This is a genomic window from Rhizobium sp. NLR22b, assembly GCF_019685295.1.
Taxonomy (GTDB): domain Bacteria; phylum Pseudomonadota; class Alphaproteobacteria; order Rhizobiales; family Rhizobiaceae; genus Rhizobium.
Window position 1 is genome coordinate 242477 of the sequence record NZ_JABDWM010000002.1, and the last position, 18550, is coordinate 261026.

An 18550-nucleotide genomic window follows, 5' to 3' on the forward strand; every position below is an offset into this window, starting at 1 on the left:
GCATTCGGTAGCAAACGCCACCATCGGTTCTCGAGGACAATCCGACCCGTCAATTCAGGCCGGCACGGGTAAGTCCTTCGATCAGACGCGCCCGATCCTCGGCGCGGACGAAAGAAGATGTTGCTCCGACCGCGTCCCGTGAGATATCAGGAACCAGCGATTTAAGCCGTCCGAGCAAGTCCATGGCAGCCTCCCGGTTGTCGAGAAGTCCGGCACAGGCCGTGCCAATGATCAGCGGAACCGCATGGCCGGACCGCAATCGATGCGCCTCCCGTGCGTAACTCAATCCAAGTTCGTAATTCGCGCCCTGGAAATGAGCCATGGCGTAGTAAAACTGAAAGTCGCCGAGAAAGGCCTCGCGCGGGCTCAGTCTGAGGGCGTAGTCGATGCAACGAATGGCGTCCGCCGCGCGGCCCCCGTTGGCATGCGCAAGTCCCAACTGGCCGTGTGCAAACGCGGAGTTGGGGTTGATCGCGACAGCCTGGCTGATCGCTGCCACCGCCAGGACATTGTCGCGCGTCCCAAAGGCTATCATCGCCTGCGCAAGGTAAGTCCACGGTTCCTTATCGTCCGCGGCCATGGCTTGTTGAACGACATCCCTGGCAAGGCCCAAGGCATATCCCATGTCCTCCCACCCCTGGAACGCGCGCCACATGGTAATCCAACCTTTCATGGCGAGCGCCTGGGCATAGCCGGGGGCCAGTTCGATTGCCCGATCGAGCAGCGGGAGCATCTTCCTGCTGCTCTCCTCAGATAGTTGGGAACACAGGAACACCGCCCGCACGACACATTCCCAGGCATCAAGGCCATGATGCGGCTTGGGGCTTTCGCGAGCATGCTCCGCCGCCAGGAGTTCCGGCCCGATGCGGCCGACGACGCTTGCGGTAATTTCGTCCTGAATGGCGAAGATGTCGCCGAGGTCGCCGTCGTACCTCTCGGCCCAGAGATGGACGTCGGAGGCCGCATCGATGAGCTGCGCGGTCACCCTCATCCGGCTGCCGGACTTGCGGACACTCCCCTCGAGAACATAGCGGACCCCGAGTTCGTGCCCGATTGCGCGCACATCCACGGGCTTTCCCTTGTAGGTGAACATCGTGTTGCGGGCGATCACGAAGAAGCCCTTGAGCTTGGATAGCGCGGTGGTGATGTCCTCGGTCAGCCCATCGCTGAAGAAGTCCTGCTCCGGTTCGGCGCTCAGGGCGTTGAACGGCAGCACGGCAATGGATGGCCGCTCCGGAAGTGCAGACCTCAACGATGCCGTTCCTGCGGCCGTCCTTTCCTGAAGGGGGCGGTACAGTCGCACCGGCCTTTCCATATTCTTCAGCGCGCGCTCGCCGAGGTATTCGTAGTCGCAGTCAAGCTTGCCCGGGAGGTGATCGTAGGCCGTGCCGGAAATGCAAATGCCGCCCGGATCCGCCAAGGTCTGGAGGCGGGCCGCGATGTTCACGCCATCGCCGTAGAGATCCCCATCGAGCTCGTGGACCACATCACCCAGATTGACGCCGATCCGGAAGACGATGCGTCGCTCCGTCGGGATATCGGCCTGGTTCTCGGCAACCCCCTTCTGGATCGCGACCGCGCACGCGACGGCATCGACGACCGAGCCGAACTCCACGAGCGCACCGTCGCCCATCAGCTTGACGATACGGCCCTGATGCTCGGTCAGCAGCGGATCGATCACCTCCCGACGCAGAACCTTGAGGGCCGACAACGTCCCAGTCTCGTCATGTTCGACGAGGCGGGAATAGCCGACGACGTCAGCGGCCAGGATCGCGGCCAGCCGCCGCTCTGCTCTTGCGGTTGCCATGGCTGTCTCCCCTCAGGAGATGCGCCGAATGAAGCCCAGGCGATTGACGCGACATGCACCATCCGGCTGCCCGACACCGCGACCGTGCCGGTTCATGATACCACTGAGACGCTCATATGGCGACGATTCACAAGGGTGCCGCCTGCAACGGAACTGGAGCCGCGAAGCGGTCAACGCAAAGGTCTGTTGCCGCCCCATGGAAGAACGGCTTTATTCGAAGGAAGGTCCGTTTCGGAATTTGGAACCCACTGGCGTGGCGTGCTGAGCAGATCCTCGATCCGGGCATCGATCTCACCCAGGTTCGCTTCCAATTCGTCTACGACTTCGACCATACGCGACGCTCCCGAGGCACCCTTAGGAGATAACATCGGCCTTCATCGGAAACTTGTGGCACTTGCTCCATAATGCCGCAGCGTTGCGGCGCGCTTCGGGGCTTCGCCCCTTCGGGCTTTGCACCTCAGCGTGAGGGACGTTGGAGGATGCCGCGCTCCGATAACAGGCTCTTGGAGATGCATTACAAATCACGCGGTGGGAGAATGTAGCGCCGGGTTTCAAGAGAGCCTCATCCTGAGGCGCCCCGAACCGCCAATCACCGCCGCGCCGGCGGCTTGGTAGCGGCGCGCCGTTGCAGCGCGAAACGCGCGGCCGAGCAGTTGACGTCGGGAACGAGATCGTAGGTCTGCTGGTAGAGGCTCTGGGCCAGCGTGTTGTTGCCGCGGTTTTCAGAGGCGAGGGCGGCGAGCGCCGTGCGCTTGTAGGCCTCGACGATCGGCTCCGCCGCCTTTGCCAGCGCCGCGTCGTCGGCGGGTTCGGTGCTAAGCGCCAGTGCGGCATAGGTGACATCGCCGTCCCTACCGACGCGGCCGCCGACGGCACCGTTGAAACTCTGCTCGGAAACCTGGCGCATCCGCCGGGCGTTCTTGATGCAGGTCGGAATGCGGGCGGATTCGGCATTGATGCGCTCGGCCGTCGGACCGGCCTCCGTGCTGCCGCCGCCGGAAAGGATCACATAGCCGATGATGCCGACGACCGCGAGGTAGACGAGGCCCATGCCGGCGAGGAAGGCCGGCTGCTTGAAGAGCGGCTTTTTCGGCTTGCCGTCGTCTGCCTTGGCAGCAGCCTCCTTTTTCGGCGCCTCCTTGGTCGGCGCCTTCTCCACGAACTGGAATTCGACATCCTTGCCGAGGCGGAAGCTGTCGCCTGTTTTCAGTGAGGCCGTCTGCAGCAGCGCCTCGCCGCGCAGCATGATCGGGTTCAGCCCCATGCGGCGGATGATGAAGCCGCCGTCGCTCTGCTTTTCGATGCGCGCATGGATCGGCGCCAGGAAGGGATCGTCGACGACGATATCGGCATTGGCTGCCCGGCCGATCGACATTTCCGCCCGGTCGAGCACATGGCTGCGGCTCTGGCCGCCGGGGCCGGTCTGCAGAAGGCTGGGTTTGTTGCCGCGAAAGAAGGAAAACACCATGATCAGAACATCCCACTCGACATCATCTCGACGATAGCCGGCGCCAGCACCAGAAGCAGGATCGAGACGACGATCATCATCGCCGGCATGACGATCTTGGCTTTCAGCTTTTCACTGGCCCTGTCGGCCTTCTCCCAGCGGCGGAAGCGCAGGTCGCGCGCATGCTCGCGCAGCAGCTCGACGCGGTTGCTGCCCTCGACCTCGCCCTGGATGACGGCGCGGATGACGCGCACCACCTCCTCGGCCGTCATGCGTGCTTCCAGGCGCTGCAGCGCCTCGATCATGCCGGTGCCGAGCGCCACGTCCTTCAGTGTCTGCTCGATCTCCTCGCTCATCACGGTGCCGGGCGCGGCCTCGGCATAGAGCCGCAGGCTTTCCGGCAGGGTCGCCTGCGCCTGCTGCGTCATGACGACGAGATCGAGGAAATAGGGAAATTCGCGCGAGATGCGTTCCTTGCGGTCCTGCATCTTGTCGTCGGCGACGACCCAGAAATAGGTGGCGGGGATGAAGCCGAGGATCAGGCCGGCGACCAGCCCGCCGATGATGCTGCCGCTCGCGATGCCGAACAGCACACCGAGCAGGATGAAGCCGAACAGGCTCAAGACGATGAGAAGGGCGATATATTCACGCCCCGTCACGCCGCCGAAGGGCCGGCCGCCATAGATCAGCTTCTTTTCGAGCTGCGCGCCGAAATCGGCGAGGAGCGGCTCGAAGTGTCTCAGCACGAATTCGACGGGCGTGCGCATGCCGATGCTGTCGACGATATTCGGCGGCGGCCCGTCGCCGCCGGCCTTTCGCCGCACCACCTGGATGCTGCCGAGCAGGTCGCCGAGCCACCAGACGATGAGCGCCGCGGTGATGCCGGCAAGGACGATGATGATCGGGGCGAGCGGGATTTGCGACATCATACCGACACCTTCATCATCGAGCGCATCCAGAAGAAGCCGGTGGCGTAGAGAATGGCGCCGACGATCGCGATAACGATGCCGATGGCGTTGCCGAACACCTTGTCGATCAGCTCCGGCTGGCCGAAGAAGATCATCAGGATCATGAACAGCGCGCCGCCATTGACGACGCGGAAGTTCATCCGCGCCTGCGACGACGAGGTGCTGATCTTCTGGTCGAGCTTCCAGATCTCCTTGAAGGATTTCGACATTTCCGTCAGCGGCTCGGATATGTCGCCGCCCTGGCGGGCAAACAGGCCGAGGGCGGCGTCGACCATCTTGAAATGCAGGCTCGGCACGGTGCGGCCGTGGCGGTCGAGCGCCTCGACCAGGCCGATGCCGAGCTTCTGCTCGCGGGCGATGCGCTCGAACTCGCGCGAGGACGGCATCTGGCCGGTGTCGGCGACCGCATTGACGGCGACGGCGAGCGGCTTGCCGGTGCGCACCGCCGAGACGATCTGGTCGACGGCATAGGGAAGCTGCGATTCGATCTGCAGCCAGCGGCGCTGCAGGAAATAGCGGATCGTCGCCTTGGGCAGGAAGAAGGCGACGGGAACGGCGACGACGATGCCGACGATCGGCCCGAAGATCAGCGAGATCAGGGCAAAGACGACGATGGCGGTGATGGCATAGGCGAGGATCATCGTATAGGGCGGCACGGCATCGCGGCCGAAGACCTGGGCCGCTTCGCTGGCGAGCGCGATATCCCGTTCGGTGGCGCGCAGCAGCGGCGCCGGCCATTGCACCGGTGCGCCCCAGACGAGCAGTCCCGCCGTCACCGCGCCGAGGGCGATCGTCAGGATCTGCAGAATGCTGATGTCCATGGTTCCACCCTCAAACAAACATATCCAGGTTCTTGATCTCGCCGTCTTCGCCGAAGGCGACGAGCTCGGCGACGAAGCTCGGCAGATAGCCGGTGAAGGCATGCACCGCCTGGCCGCCGGCGCGGCCGACGAGATTGAAGATCGGCTCGACGATGATCAGGCCGGTGTCCGGATCGATGCCGATGACCTCCGATATCTCGGTGACGGCGCGCCGGCCACTTTCCAGGCGGTTGAGCTGCACGACGAGCTCGACGGCGGCGACGATCTGCTGGCGGATCGCCGTCACCGGCAGCGAGCTCTGGCCCTGCAGCACCATCACCTCAAGCCGGGTCATCATGTCCTGCGGCGTGTTGGCATGCGCCGTCGTCATCGAGCCGGCATGGCCGGTGTTCATCGCCTGCAGCATGTCGATCGCCTCCGCGCCGCGGCACTCGCCGACGATGATGCGGTCGGGACGCATGCGCAGCGCGTTGCGCACCAGGTCGCGGATGGTGACGCTGGTCTCGCTCTCCGCCGTCTTCGGCCGCGATTGCAGGTAGACGACGTGAATGCCGTCGAGCTGCAGTTCGGACGTGTCCTCGACGGCAACGACGCGCTCGCCGACCGGAATGAATTGCGACAGGCTGTTCAGCAGCGTCGTCTTGCCGGAGCCGGTGCCGCCGGAGACGACGATGTTCTTGCGGGCCCGCACCGCCGCCTCGAGGAAGGCGCGCATCGGCTCGCTGAGCGCGCCGGCGGCCACCAGCTTGCTGATGTCGAGCCGCGACTTGCCGCCGAACTTGCGGATGGTGAGGCAGGCGCCCTTGACGGCGAGCGGCGGGATGACGGCGTTGACGCGCGAACCGTCCGGCATGCGGAAGTCGGCCATCGCCTCGCTCTCGTTGATCGAGCGGTTGGAATCGACGGCGATGCGCTCGATCACCTTCATCAGCTGCCGCTCATTGGCGAAGGCGAAGGGATAGCGCTCGAGCAGGCCGAATTTTTCGACATAGATCTCGTCATACCGCGTCACCATGATTTCCGAGATGACGTCGAGATCCATCAGTTCCGAGATCGTGCCCCAGCGATACATCAGCTCCTCGATATTCGAGCGCAGGTGCATATGGGCGATCTCGTAGCGGTCGCCGGCGTTGAACAGGGCCTGCCGGGCCTGGAAGGCGGCGCCGAACTTGGTGTCGAGCTGGGCGAAGTCGGAACGGGTGGATTCGAAGTTCAGCTTCAGTTGCAGCGCCGAGATCAGCGCCTTGCCGACATCGAAGAGCCGGCGGTTGTCCTGCTCTTCGCGGGCGAGGCTTGCCGCATTCGACGTGCCGTCGCGCCGTCCGGTGCGGGCGATGCGTTTTGCCAGCCACCGGTAGACGGCGTTCTTGATGACGAGGATGACGAGATCCTGCGGCGCTGCATCAAGCGCCTCCTTGATGAACAGGTCGAGGCGCTCGCGGATGCGGCCGCGCGTCTCCTCGCGGCCGAAATCGGAGGATTTCACCAGCCGGTCATATTGCGTGTCTTTTAGCAATCGCTCATGTATTTCCATCTGCAGCGCCAGCACCCGCTCCTGGTCCGGAAACTGCGTCACCGCTTCCGGCGCCGCCGCCGGCTCGACGAGTTCGATGGTGACATTCGGCACCCAGATCGACATGCCGGCCGAAACCGCCACCGGCGTGCCGGCCCTCAGCGGCTGGTCGTCGACCCGCGTCGGGTTGCGGCCATGATGCTGCACCGACCAGCCCTGGCCTGACTTGCGCAGCACGAATTGCGGCGAGGAGACATGGCTGCCGCGCAGCCGCACGACGCCGGCGCCGGCGGGCAGCGAAAGCGTGCTGCTTTCGCCGACGAAATAGGTCTCGTTCGCCGAGAGCGGGATCACCTCCCGCCCGCTGCCGTCCTCATAGGAAATCTTCAACAGCATGGCTCAATCCCCGAAACGATCACATGCGCGTCCAGTTGATGCTCGGCAGGTCTTCGACGCTATTGTCGGTCGGATTGCGCAGCACGAGGTTGAGGCTGCCGTTCGCCTGGCCCATGGCGAAGATCAGCATCTCGGCTTCCGACGGCGTCACTTCGACCGTCACGTGATTATAGCTGCTATTGGCCTTGGTGACCGCACCTTCCGGCGTGGTCGCCGCGCCGACGGCGAGCACCTTGACGTTCTGGAGGAAGGTGCGGGTGACGACGCGGGTGCGCGAGCTGATGCCGAGCTTGTAGTCCTGCGCCTGCTTCCGGTAGGCGTTGATGTCGTTCTCGTCGGCGCCGGGATATTGGGTGAGATAGTTCTTCAGCATCTGCTCGACCGGCGAGGGCGGCTGGACCGGCGCGGCGGGCGTCTGGCCGGGTGCGGCCGGCGTCTGCCCGGGCGTTCCCGGCTGCGTCGCGGCGGGCGGCGCCACCGGCTCGACCGGTTCGTCGACGGTGCCGAGAATGTCGACATAGCTGCCCGGCTCGACGAAATGGCCGACCGCCTCGGCGGCGTTGACCGGCAGGGTGAGCGCCCGCTTGCCGGGCGCGATCATCGTCGTCAGGCGGCCGCCGTCGGTATCGTCGAAATACTGGAAGAGCAGCACCGAGCCGGCCGGAATGTCGGCGGCGGCCGTCCGGTCCTTCAGCCATTCCTGATAGGCGCTGGCGGCCGGAACCGCGAGCTTGGCAAGCGCCCCGAAGCTTTCCGGCAGCATCACCGGTTCGGCGAGCATGTCCGGGGTGATCGCCTGTCCTCTCGTCACCTTCTTGTCGGGCTGGAGCCGCATGAAGGCATAGGCCACCTGCTCGTTCTTGACGCTCTCGGTCCAGAAGTAGAGGAGGACGCCGGTGATCAGCCCGACGATCACGGCGGCAATGAGCTTCCAGTTCATGGTGTTATTCCCTCTAAGAAGGGTTGCCTGATTTGAATGACCTCAACGGTCCTGCCGTCGGTTTTGCTTCTGGTGTAGAGAACATTGGCTTCGACACTGCCGCGCCGGCCGTAAAGTGCGATGACCCCGCCGCGCTCGGCCGGCGGCGTTTCGATGGTGAAGCCGTCGCGGACGAGCAGGTCGGCGCGCTGATCGGACCAGCGCGCGGCGGCAAGCGTGCCCTTCGACACCACGGTGCGCGACATATGGCCCTTGTCATGGTCGCCGATATCGCTCAGCACCTCGACGCCGGCCGGCGGACGCAGCGACGTCGGCAGCTTGGCGACATCGGCAGGGGCGGCGAAAGCCGGGAGCGTCGCGGCGACATCGTCGAAGCGGCTCATCAGCACTTCGGTCATCGGCGCATTTGCAGGCCGGCGGATCATGATCGAGACACCCGGGATCGGCGCTCTCGCCGACGGATTGTTCGGATCCTGCCGTCTCATGTAGGCGAGCGCAGCCTCGCCGTCGCCGTCGAAGAAGCGCACGACAACGGCAAGATCGTCGCGGATGCGGCTGACCTTCGGGACGACCATCATGTTGGCGGCGATGACGGCGGTCAGTTCCTCCCGGTCGCTGCTTTTCGGCATGGCGGGCCGGGTATTGGCGGCCAGCACCCGCAGCCACTCGTCGGTAATATCGGAAATGCTGCGATCGCTCTGGTAGGGGGTGAACTCGAGCGGCTGGCCGTTGATGACGAGATCGCGCGGCGCGCGTTCCGGCGCGCCGAGGATGCCGGCCAGCATCGAATTCAGCGTCACCCGGATATCCTTGTAGATCGTGGCGCGGCCGGGCGTGGCCACCATTACGGCGAGCCCGACGACCAGCGCCGTGCCGAGGAAATGAGCGGAGATGCGCGATCGCTGTGCCATGTCACTTCGCCCCCGGAAAGACGCCGTCGAAGAGATCGCCGGAATCGCTGGCCACATCGCGGATTTCCCGGCGCAGCGTCGGGTCGTAGCCGCGCCGCGTGGTGTCGTTGTTGTGCGAGATAAACAGCGTCGAGTCGTCCACCGTGAACGCATCCTTCCAGCGGATGCTGCGGATGGTGTCGAGATCGTCGGAATCCCTGAACTTGTAGACGCGGTCGGCGGTCGCGGTCACGAGTTGCGGCTTCTCGTCGGCGAGTTCGCCGACCATGTCGCCGAAGTCGCGACCATTGCCCTTGAGAGTGTTCTGCACGTCGTCCCAGATAAAGGTCCGCTGCGGATCGCCGCCGCCTTCATGCGAGGGCGTGCGCGAACAGTTGATCGCGTCGCCTCCGGGCAGGGCCGGCAAGGCCGGAATCGGGAAAACCTTCGAGAAATCCGAGGTGCAGTTGAGGCCGGACGCCTCGGCGAAGGCGGCGTTGCGCATGGCAAGCATGGTCGCGACCTTCTTGGTGGAAATCCTGTTCGCGTGAATGACGAAGATCACGATCAGCAGGATGACCGGCGCGGCGAGCACGAATTCGATCGAGGCCAGACCGCGCCGGTCGCGATGCAGCCGCATCATGAGGCCGCCGGCCGGAGCGCCGACCGCTTGCTCAGTGTGTGTTGACGGCAGCCCAGGCATTGGCTCCTCCATTGTCGAAGACGCGTGTCAGGCCGGTGAAACTGTCGGCAGCCGGGCTTTGTTTGATCGTGCCGGAAACCGCGCCGATATCGTCGGCGAGCGTCGCCGGCGCCAGCGAGGCAAGCCAGTCCTGCGTGTAGAGGTCGAAGGCGGTGTAGTTGTGGACCCAGCTCTGCGCCAGGGCATAAGCGGACGGGGTCCTGTCCTTGAACAGCCGGACCTGGAGCCTGGCGCGGGGCGCCCGGGAAACAATCGCCAGCGTCTGGTAGTCGGAGAGCTGGTCGCCGCCGAAGGGCGTGAAGTTGAAGGGGATGCGTCCCTTCAGCCAGTAGGGCTTCGGGAAGGAGAGGAGCGGCAGGCTGACGCCGGTCACCGAGATCGCCCCGCCCGCCGGACCACAGACCTGGTTCCAGATCATGTCGAACTTGCGGGTGAAGTCGTTCTCGTCCTTCGTCTGTTTGTCGGAATAACGTGGCGGCACGTCGATCGGCAGCTGGAAGGGGTTCACAACCCCGAATTTGATGCCGAAGAATTCCTCCGCCACAAAGAAGCTGCCATCGAGCAGCAGTTCCTGCCACCAGCTGAGATCGGCATATTGCTCGATAATCGCCTTGAACGGGATCTTGCTCAGGTATTTCGGGCCGAACGCCTCATAGAAGATGTAGAACTCGACCAGCTGATCGTCGATGCCGCTCTCATGGTTGACCCAGTCGCGGATATGGCTGCCGTCGACGCCGCCTGCCGTCAACGGACCCTTGCCGTTGGGGAAGCCGCGATTGGCGAACTCGCCGCGCATCAGGAATGGATCCTGTCCCTGGGTGCCATAGGACATGGCAAGGCACATTTCGGTATAGGCAGCGGCTGGATTGATGCCGTCACGGTCGACCGGCAGGTTGCCTCCGGCGCCTTCCCCGGCCTGGCCGCAGGATTCGCAGGGCGGATGGAAGACGACATGATCCGACTTGTTTAAACGAACCAGATGCAAGGCGTCGTTGCCGACCCGCTCGGGAAAGCTTTCGACGAGGTAATCGTTCAGGTCATTCATCGCGTCGATGATGTCGCTCGATTTGTTGATCAGACCCAGGGGATCATATTTGATCTGCGCCGCCACCGTATAGGCGATCGCCTTGGTGGCTTCGGTTGCCCGGAACCCCTGGAACGCCAGGCAAGCGCCGTAGATGATGCCGCCGACGATCGGGACCTTCTGCCAGCCGGGGCAATAGGGCATCGGCGGCAGCGGCGGCAGGAGCGACGCCGGCCCGAAGCCCTCGGTGAAGGAATATTCGGCGAGTTTCGCCAGAATGGCGGCCGAGCGCAGGGCCAGTTCCGCGGTGGTCAGCTGATAGGCGACCGACGTCGCCATGACCACGGTGGCCTGCGAGGAGGCGACATTGTTCATCGCCATGATGTTGAGATAGCGCGCCTCCCAGTCGGCATGGACGAGGGCGGCGGCATCGGCGGTGTCCTGGGTGCGCTGCTTGTCGTAGATCATCTGCCCGGTGTTCAGGATCCAGACGATCATCAGCGCCAGCGCGATCGTCATGTAGAGGATGATCGGAGACAGGAAGCCGCGCTGGTCGCGGTGCAGGCGATGGATGAAGGACGGTGTCATAGCAGGTTCACCTCCGCCGTCGAAATCGTGTAGTAGCGCCCGTCCTTCCGCTGGCCGCGGGCAAAGACCCAGCCGGCATATTCGAGCAGCAGGAAACGCGCTTCGACCCTGGCGGTGACGGGCACATGCGGCGAGCGGTTGATGGCGGCAAAGAGCGCCATCGGGGCGCGGTCGACGGTGACCGTGACGTTCTGCGGGTCGAACATGTAGCGGGCCTGGTTGCGCATCGCGCGCCAGTTCTTCGAGAGGCCCGAGGCGTCGGCCAGGCTCTTCAGCGCCTCTTCCGGCGGCTGGCAGGCGCCGACGCATTTCAGCTGGTCGTAGGGCGCCGCCGGGATCAGCGCCAGGCGGGCGGCAAGATCGGCCTTGCCCTCTGCGGCGTCGTTATCGCAGGTCTTGGGGCCGATGAAGCTGTGGATGGTGATCGGCAGGGCCGGGCAGAAATAGACGCGGGCGCTGCGGGCCGCCGCATAAGCGGCATAGTGGGTGAACAGGTGGTTCTTCGCCAGGATCGTGAACTGAAAGACCACGAACATGAAGAAGACGAAGATCGGCGTGACCAGCACGAAATCCATCATCGTCGTGCTGCCTGAGATATCGCCGTGAAGCTCCGACATCCGGCGCCGGCGGGCGGACAGCCGCGGCAGCAACAGCATCGAGGTTAGCAACAGCATGGCGATCGCGAAGGTGCCGAGAAGCGCGCCGTGATCCTGAGGGATCCAGAAGGTCCGCGAGTGCAGGATCGAACTCCAGAACGCACCGTCGAAAGTGGGGTGTTCGAGTTCCGCGCGCATTGCCGTTACCTCACGAATGAAAGAGGGGTGAAATCAGGCATGAACAGGCACCAGAGAAGTCCGAGAGCGGCGGCGACGCCGAAGCGGACGGTATGATGGGTTTCGCGCGGCTTCAGCACGGAAGCGGCATCGCGGAAACCGGCGGGCAGCAGCAGGGCGAACAGTCCGAGGCTTCGCGCCAGCGCGCCCCATTGAACCCGCCGCGCCATCGAGAAGACGGCAATCGTGCCGCCGATCATCAGCGATGCGAGCGTCACGTCGATGGCGGGCCAGAGGCCGAGAACGGCGCCGAGCGCCGCCATCAGCTTGACATCACCGCCGCCGCAGCCTCCGGCTGCGAAGGCGATGATGAAGATCAGGCCTGAGGCAAGGAGGCCGGCGAAAGCCAGGCCGATCCCCGCAAGGCCGCCGCTGATCGCTGCCAGCATGAAGCCGGCAAGCAGGCAGGGGTAGGTGATGGCGTTCGGGATCTGACCATGGCGGTGATCGAACACCGCCGCGGTCGTGGCGCAGGCGACGGCAAGAGCCGCCGCCGCTGGCATCAGGGTCAGATCGTAGGTCATGTCCATGACACCGATCCCGCTTATTGACCCGGCTCAGGAATTCTCTCGGCGTCGGAGAGAGCCGTGTTCTTTTCGTTGAACCATTCGCCGATCTGTTTGCCGAATGCGAGCAGCAGCAGCATCAGCGGAATGACGATCAGGGCGACTGCGAGGACGATCTGGGCCATGTCGCCGCGTTCGTCCTTGTGAAGTGCAATTGCGAGAGTCTTGAGTTTTGCAAACATCTGCGTATTCCTCGTTCCCAAGTTTGTTTCGGATCGAAGACCTTGGTGAAAAGAAGCAAGCATACGCTATCGATCAGAACCAGCACGTTGCTCATTCCAATGATGTTTTCTGCTTCTGCTTTTCTTCCCCGGTCGCCAACGCTTGTTGAGCAACATCATTAAGACCCAAGAGTGCGCCCAAGGCCAGCCCTCCGTCAAGCAAACGGAAGGCAGGGTTCCAATTGTCTTGGAGGCGTCGGCTGCAGACATGCGGTTGACGGTGGTGTTTTCACGCTAACTGGCTGATTACGCTGTAATTTTCTCCGGTGAGGCATGTTGTGAAGCGGTTTTCGCGAACAGCGTCAGCTGCTCCATTATTGGTCAATTGTTTCAAGGCGATAGAACAGGCGGAAGCCACGCACGCATAGTGGCGGGCGGGCGAGGGCGTCCCCATGGCGTTGCTTGCCGATCTGGATTAAGCTCGTCTTCAATATTGGCTGTGGCCCGTCAGTCGTTCCGGAGGCAAAATCATGGAAACGATGAGCAGCGTCTTGATACTTGCATTGGTCCTCATTCCACTGATGTTGTTCTTTCCGACTGCGGTCCAGATGATGGTGACGCTGTTCGGCATGAGCTCCGTTCTTGTCGGGATGCCGCTCTGATGAAAGCCGTTTCCGACGACGCTGCCGAACAGGCGACCTTCCAGGTTCTGACCCGGGCGCTGGACAAGCTCCTGGCGCCCATCCGCTTCCTGCTCGAGGATCCGAGCGTTTCCGAAATCCTGATCAATGGAACCTCCGACATCTTCGTCGAACGGCGAGGCAAGCTCGAACGCGCCGATACGCGCTTCGCCAGCCGCGAGGATCTGGAATCGGCGGCGCGCAGCATCGCGCAATTCTCAGGCAAGCGCCTGACGCCGGAGGAACCGAGCGTCGAAGCCCGTCTGCCGGACGGTTCGCGCGTGCAGATGATCCAGCCGCCGGCCGCCCGCACCGGGCTCTGCATCTCCATCCGCCGCTTTCTGAGAGAACATCGCAGCATTCGCGACCTCGTCACCCAGGGAAGCCTGACGGAGGAGTCGCTGTCCTTGCTGCAGGCGGCGGTCGGGCTGCAGAAGAATGTCATCATCTCCGGCGGCACCGGCACCGGCAAGACGACGATGCTGAACGCGCTGTCGGAAGCCTTCGCCGATCATGAGCGGGTCATCGTCATCGAGGACACCTCGGAACTGCAGATCCGCAAGGAGCATGTCGTCTATCTCGAAGTCACCAAGCCCGACAGGTTCGGTCGCGGCGGCGCCAGCATTCGCGAGCTGTTCCGCTCTTCGCTGCGAATGCGGCCGGACCGCATCATCGTCGGCGAGTGCCGCGGCGGCGAAGCGCTCGATATGATCCAGGCGATGACATCGGGCCACAGCGGCAGCCTTTCGACCGTGCATGCCAATACGCCCTATGACGCGCTGCACCGGCTGGAAACCCTGGCGCTGATGTCGGATATCGACATGCCGCTGCGACCGCTGCGCTCCCAGATCGCTTCGGCCGTCGACGTCGTCGTCCAGATTGCCCGGTTCAAGCGCACCGGGCGGCGACGGGTCATCGAAATTTCCGAGATCAAGGGGCTGAATGATGACGGCCAGTATGTCGTCGAGAGCATCTACAAGCTCGACGGCGGCGGCCATTCCAATTCGGATGGCGAGTTGCGCTGGACAGGCGCCGTGCCGAGTTTCGCCACGGAAGCCTTCGAGGAGTTGGGAACCGGCCTGACGGAGCTGCCGAGCTGGATGAAGCCCGCGGCGACCCCTCACCGGCCTGAGTAAAAGGCGGGATCGGTCTGGCCTATCTTGACACGATCGCGACCGACCTCGCCGTCCATCTCCTTGGGCCTAAGCTGCGATCTTCTGCCAGACCGAGACATGCCGATCGCTGACCTTTGTGAACGGCTCCTTTTTCCAGCCGCCCCATCGGGCTTTGAGCTTCAGGCCGGCCAGCCGCGCCATAAGGTCGAATTCCGCTGGCCATGCATAACGAAACGGGACCGAGAACTGCCTGCAGTTTCCGTCCCGGATCCGGATGTGATGGGACGTGAAGTTCTGGCTTACCACGTCGTACTCGTCGACGCCCCAATGCGTGTCGCTGCGGTCGAACGCCAGGATCGTCTCGCCGAGCGGAAGCCGCTGAAGCGGCGGGACGCCAACCTCGATCAGGAAGTGCCCGCCAGTTTCAAGGTGCGCGGCGGCGTTCTGAAAGCAGGCGACCTGGGCTTCCTGCGACGTCAGGTTGTTGATCGTGTTGAAAGCCAGATAAACGAGGGAGAAGCGTCTCTCGACACGGGTTGTCGCCATGTCGCCGATCGCCACCGGAATGTCCCGTCCGCCTTCTTTGGCGCGAAGGCGCGACACCATCGCGCGCGACAGCTCGATGCCTTCCACCTCTACCCCTTTCCGCGCGAGGGGGAGCGCCAGGCGCCCGGTCCCGATCGCGAATTCCAGCACGCGCCCGCCACCTGCGTATTCGGCCAGGAGATCGACCGCCGGATCAATGACCTCCGGGGCCGAGATCCCGTCAGCGTCATCGTAGGTAGCCGCGACCTCATCGTCAAAAAAACCGTCGTCATGCATCTTGCTTACCTCTCTGATAGCGGTTGCCTGAGGGGGGTGGTGCCATCACCTTGCCCGCCGCTTCGCGGGCAACGCATCAATTGGTCCTAGCGATCGCGCCAGCTCGTGAATCTCTTGGCGGGCGACGCCAATGTCTTCCAGATCGCGGTCCGACAGCCACTGCAGTGCCTGTTCCGTTTCGCGCCTTTGCCACCAGAGGAGGAGGGCGGGCGCTGCAAACCGCAAAGCTGCCATCTTCGTCAGAAGGCTGGGAGCAAAACGATCCGAAAGTTCAATGTGCCGGAGTTCGAATGTCATAACCTACGTCCAAGTTGTGTTGCGGTGATATCAATCTAGTGAAATGCCGGCCGACGTGTTATCGGCAGTCTGTCAAATTATGTCTGTGAGACGCCATGATTGCCCGCGACAACCTGACCAACGTTCATCTGCCGGAAGACGCATTTGGAGATTATCCGCACACCGCCGTCGCCCAGGGTGGCGCAGAGCCCGCCGGGCGAACCTATTCTTTCCACGTGCACCACCGCGCCCAGCTTTTCCAGATCGTGCGCGGTTCGCTGCGGCTCGAGACCGAGCGGGGCTACTTCATTGTTCCGCCTGAACGTGCCGTATTCGTGCCATCAGACGTCCTCCACGAGGTGACATACCTGCAGGAAACGGAGCGCAGCTACCTCTTCTTCCGGCCCGACGCGGTCGTGAACCTGCCCTCCGAGGTCTCAGTGATCGGTACGACGCCGCTCCTGCGCGAACTGATCCTGGCGTTCCTGGAGATACCGCGCGCCGACGCCGGCAGTGCCCCTGCCGAACGGCTCGTCGCCGTCATTCTCGACCAGCTTCAGACGAGTACGGTCGCGCCGCTGTCGCTTCCCTCGCCGGCATCCGAACGCCTCCGCAGCATCGCTTCGGACATCCGCAACGAACCGGGTGCCGATTGGCCACTCGATGAACTTGCGTCACGTGCGGCCATGTCCCCCCGCAGCTTTCAGCGCCATTTCCAAACCGAGACAGGCATGAGTTTCCGCGCCTGGCGGCAGCAGGCGAAACTCCTCAAAGCCGTGGAGTGGCTCGCCGCCGGCCGAAGCGTCGGCGATATCGCCTTCTCGCTCGGCTACTCAGGCCCCAGCGCCTTCATTGCGGTGTTCCGGACGGCCTTCGGTGTCTCTCCCGGACAGTATTTCCAGGGAGGCTTTCCGGGCCATGGTGCCGCATCCCCGGCGCGGCCGGCGCAATGACGCGTCCTCCGGCGGGCGGCAGGAAAAAGCGCGCCGTGACCCCCAGCGCCAGCAGCGCGAGGGAGAGGGCGAAGGGTTGCGCCCGCGCGAGCCTGCACACATCAGGCACGGATACCCTTCGCCCGATCCCGCGGCAGTCGATGTCCGATCACCAGCGGGAATGTTGACGCTTCCGTAATCACGGCAAGCGCCTTTGCTTTGCCGGGCGGCTCTTTTCTCATAGGATTTCTGCGCCATCTCTTGCCAGGGCAACCAGACGGGGTGCTGTATGGACGAGACAATCGAACAGCTTCTCCATCTTACCGCACAGACGGAAACGCTGGTGGCGGTCTATGATGGCGATGACCGGCTGCGCTATGCCAACAGCGCCTTCCGCTCGGCCTATTTCATCGAGCCGGAGGAAACGCCGCTCTGGCCGGATCTGATGCGGCGCAATTTCGAGCTCGGCCGCGGCACTGTCATCCGCACGGAGAATTTCGAGGAATGGCTGCGCTCGACCCAGTCGCGCCGCGGCAAGATTGGCTATCGCGCCTTCGAGACCGATCTTGCCGACGGCCGCTGGCTGTGGATGACCGAGGCGGTGCAGAAGAACGGCTGGATGCTCTGCATCGCCAGCGACATCACCCGTCTCAAGGTCCATGGCCGCACCGTCCGGCAGGATCGCGACCAGGCGATCAAGGCCTCCTACACCGACGAACTCACCGGCGTCGCCAACCGCCGCTTCGTGATGGCGCGCGTCGAAGACATGCTGATCGCCGCCCGCCACGGCAGCAGCGGCTGCCTCGCCGTATTCGACATCGACAATTTCAAACGCATCAACGACCGGCTCGGCCACCACGCCGGCGATCTCGTGCTGCGAGATTTCGCCCACCGCATTCACCAGAATGTCCGCCGCAACGACTGTTTCGGCCGCGTCGGCGGCGAGGAATTCCTCCTCGTCATGCCGGCCACCGGCCCGGAAGACGCGCTTGCCATGGTCGAGCGCATGCTGACGGTGATCCGCTTCTCGCGGCCGCTGCCGGACTCGCCTGACTTCAGCTACACCTGTTCTGCCGGTATCGCAGGGTGTGTGCCGACGGACAGCGTGTCCGAGCTCTATCGGCGTGCGGATCAGGCGCTTTATGATGCGAAGATGAGCGGCCGGGATAGGGTGCGGGCGGCGTAGGACGCTGATGCTGGCTCAGTTCCGCGGGGTCCTAACTCAGCCGCGCCCCTAAACATCGCAGACGATATACTGATGATCGGAGACGCTTCCGGCGGGCTGGACGATGACCGTGGCGGGGCCCAGCCCCGGCGAGCAGATGGCATAATCCAGCTTCGAATCATGAGAAGGCAAGGTCGCTGCGTTGGGCGGGCAAATAGTGCCCGGCGGCGGCACGGGCCATGCTGCCGCCGACGGAGCGCGGTTGTAGTCGCCGACGGCAATCCAGGGCGGTGCGGCCGCAGCCCCCGGGGCCAAGGGGGCGACTGATATGCCGGCCATAAGAGCGGGGGCGTCGGCCCCGCCGCCGCTCAAAGCATGCAGCGTATAGATGCGTCGAATTGCGCCGCCCGTCAGCCTGACTTCAAATCCGATCGCGCCGCGTGATGCCGCGGCGCCGGCCGCGGGGATGTAGATCAGATGCGGAGTTTCGATGCTGTCGCGGATGCAGATGCAGAGATTGCAGCGATTGCCGCCCGGATCGGTCTGCAGCCAGAACACTTTGACGATCAGAGGCTCCCTCCCGACTGCCCAGCTGCCGATGAACATCAGCGCCGCAGGCGGCGGCGCCACCCCTCCGAGCCAGGGCGGATAGTTGGCGGGATTGTATGCGGTAAAGGAGCCGCCGGTCGGCGGAGACGGCCCGGCTTCCTGAATGCAGACGATGTCGGCTGCCACCCTGCGGTCGAGGAAGAATTGCGAAATCACCCCCACGAACTTGCTCTGGCCCGTCCCCACGTTCGAGCCCTGCATATTGATGCCGACGATCCTCATCGTTGCCAACTCAGGTAGTGTTGCAATAAAATGCAATATATGGTTGTTTATCTGAAAAGGCAACGGAGGTGA

General features: G+C 63.7%; 20 protein-coding genes. 4 read left to right on the top strand and 16 right to left on the bottom strand.

Annotated features, from left to right (window positions below; genetic code table 11):
- Positions 1-49: 49 nt before the first annotated feature.
- From HJC00_RS04810 to HJC00_RS04870, 13 genes are all read right to left on the bottom strand, one after another.
- Positions 50-1807 carry an adenylate/guanylate cyclase domain-containing protein gene (locus HJC00_RS04810; protein WP_210632628.1) on the bottom strand — a complete coding sequence of 586 codons (1758 nt, stop codon included), beginning with the start codon at positions 1805-1807 and terminating at the stop codon, positions 50-52.
- Between the two features lie 170 nt (positions 1808-1977).
- The gene (locus HJC00_RS04815; protein ID WP_210632629.1) at positions 1978-2139 is read right to left on the bottom strand and encodes a hypothetical protein; all 162 of its coding nucleotides are present in this window, start codon (positions 2137-2139) and stop codon (positions 1978-1980) included.
- A gap of 257 nt (positions 2140-2396) precedes the next feature.
- On the bottom strand, positions 2397-3275 hold the full coding sequence (locus HJC00_RS04820; RefSeq protein WP_221163697.1) for an FHA domain-containing protein: 879 nt from the start codon (positions 3273-3275) through the stop codon (positions 2397-2399).
- A gap of 2 nt (positions 3276-3277) precedes the next feature.
- Positions 3278-4183: a type II secretion system F family protein gene (locus HJC00_RS04825; RefSeq protein ID WP_221163698.1), complete on the bottom strand. Its 906-nt coding sequence runs from the start codon at positions 4181-4183 to the stop codon at positions 3278-3280.
- The gene (locus tag HJC00_RS04830; protein ID WP_210632632.1) at positions 4180-5043 is read right to left on the bottom strand and encodes a type II secretion system F family protein; all 864 of its coding nucleotides are present in this window, start codon (positions 5041-5043) and stop codon (positions 4180-4182) included. The genes HJC00_RS04825 and HJC00_RS04830 overlap by 4 nt, the downstream gene beginning before the upstream one ends.
- Before the next feature lie 10 nt (positions 5044-5053).
- Positions 5054-6952, bottom strand: a complete 1899-nt coding sequence (locus tag HJC00_RS04835) for an ATPase, T2SS/T4P/T4SS family (protein WP_210632633.1) — start codon at positions 6950-6952, stop codon at positions 5054-5056.
- A 19-nt stretch (positions 6953-6971) separates the two neighbouring features.
- On the bottom strand, positions 6972-7892 hold the full coding sequence (locus tag HJC00_RS04840; RefSeq protein WP_210632634.1) for a Flp pilus assembly protein CpaB: 921 nt from the start codon (positions 7890-7892) through the stop codon (positions 6972-6974).
- Positions 7889-8803 carry a hypothetical protein gene (locus tag HJC00_RS04845; RefSeq protein WP_221163699.1) on the bottom strand — a complete coding sequence of 305 codons (915 nt, stop codon included), beginning with the start codon at positions 8801-8803 and terminating at the stop codon, positions 7889-7891. The genes HJC00_RS04840 and HJC00_RS04845 overlap by 4 nt, the downstream gene beginning before the upstream one ends.
- Position 8804: 1 nt before the next feature.
- Positions 8805-9485 carry a TadE/TadG family type IV pilus assembly protein gene (locus HJC00_RS04850; protein WP_210632636.1) on the bottom strand — a complete coding sequence of 227 codons (681 nt, stop codon included), beginning with the start codon at positions 9483-9485 and terminating at the stop codon, positions 8805-8807.
- Positions 9457-11097: a Tad domain-containing protein gene (locus HJC00_RS04855; RefSeq protein WP_210632637.1), complete on the bottom strand. Its 1641-nt coding sequence runs from the start codon at positions 11095-11097 to the stop codon at positions 9457-9459. The genes HJC00_RS04850 and HJC00_RS04855 overlap by 29 nt, the downstream gene beginning before the upstream one ends.
- Positions 11094-11891 carry a TadE/TadG family type IV pilus assembly protein gene (locus HJC00_RS04860; RefSeq protein WP_210632638.1) on the bottom strand — a complete coding sequence of 266 codons (798 nt, stop codon included), beginning with the start codon at positions 11889-11891 and terminating at the stop codon, positions 11094-11096. The genes HJC00_RS04855 and HJC00_RS04860 overlap by 4 nt, the downstream gene beginning before the upstream one ends.
- Positions 11892-11896: 5 nt before the next feature.
- A complete protein-coding gene (locus HJC00_RS04865; protein WP_210632639.1) occupies positions 11897-12460 on the bottom strand; it encodes a prepilin peptidase in 564 nt (187 codons plus the stop codon).
- Positions 12461-12474: 14 nt separating this feature from the next.
- The gene (locus tag HJC00_RS04870; RefSeq protein ID WP_064808298.1) at positions 12475-12678 is read right to left on the bottom strand and encodes a hypothetical protein; all 204 of its coding nucleotides are present in this window, start codon (positions 12676-12678) and stop codon (positions 12475-12477) included.
- 509 nt (positions 12679-13187) lie between these two features.
- Between HJC00_RS04870 and HJC00_RS32325 the strand changes: the two genes are divergently transcribed.
- Both HJC00_RS32325 and HJC00_RS04875 read left to right on the top strand, forming a co-directional pair.
- Positions 13188-13319, top strand: coding sequence for a hypothetical protein (locus tag HJC00_RS32325; RefSeq protein WP_257784635.1), 132 nt, complete (start codon positions 13188-13190; stop codon positions 13317-13319).
- On the top strand, positions 13319-14473 hold the full coding sequence (locus HJC00_RS04875) for a CpaF family protein (protein WP_246717755.1): 1155 nt from the start codon (positions 13319-13321) through the stop codon (positions 14471-14473). The genes HJC00_RS32325 and HJC00_RS04875 overlap by 1 nt, the downstream gene beginning before the upstream one ends.
- Before the next feature lie 66 nt (positions 14474-14539).
- Here HJC00_RS04875 and HJC00_RS04880 read toward each other — a convergent pair whose 3' ends face one another.
- The gene (locus tag HJC00_RS04880; RefSeq protein ID WP_221163700.1) at positions 14540-15274 is read right to left on the bottom strand and encodes a class I SAM-dependent methyltransferase; all 735 of its coding nucleotides are present in this window, start codon (positions 15272-15274) and stop codon (positions 14540-14542) included.
- 45 nt (positions 15275-15319) lie between these two features.
- Positions 15320-15571, bottom strand: coding sequence for a DUF1127 domain-containing protein (locus tag HJC00_RS04885; RefSeq protein WP_221163701.1), 252 nt, complete (start codon positions 15569-15571; stop codon positions 15320-15322).
- A gap of 95 nt (positions 15572-15666) precedes the next feature.
- Between HJC00_RS04885 and HJC00_RS04890 the strand changes: the two genes are divergently transcribed.
- Entirely contained in the window at positions 15667-16503 is an 837-nt protein-coding gene (locus HJC00_RS04890; RefSeq protein WP_221163702.1) for a helix-turn-helix domain-containing protein, read from the top strand.
- Between the two features lie 268 nt (positions 16504-16771).
- On the top strand, positions 16772-17668 hold the full coding sequence (locus HJC00_RS04895) for a GGDEF domain-containing protein (RefSeq protein ID WP_221123139.1): 897 nt from the start codon (positions 16772-16774) through the stop codon (positions 17666-17668).
- A 48-nt stretch (positions 17669-17716) separates the two neighbouring features.
- On the opposite strand, the gene HJC00_RS04900 is transcribed toward HJC00_RS04895, so the two are convergent.
- Positions 17717-18478, bottom strand: a complete 762-nt coding sequence (locus HJC00_RS04900) for an endonuclease/exonuclease/phosphatase family protein (protein ID WP_221163703.1) — start codon at positions 18476-18478, stop codon at positions 17717-17719.
- Positions 18479-18550: the final 72 nt, after the last annotated feature.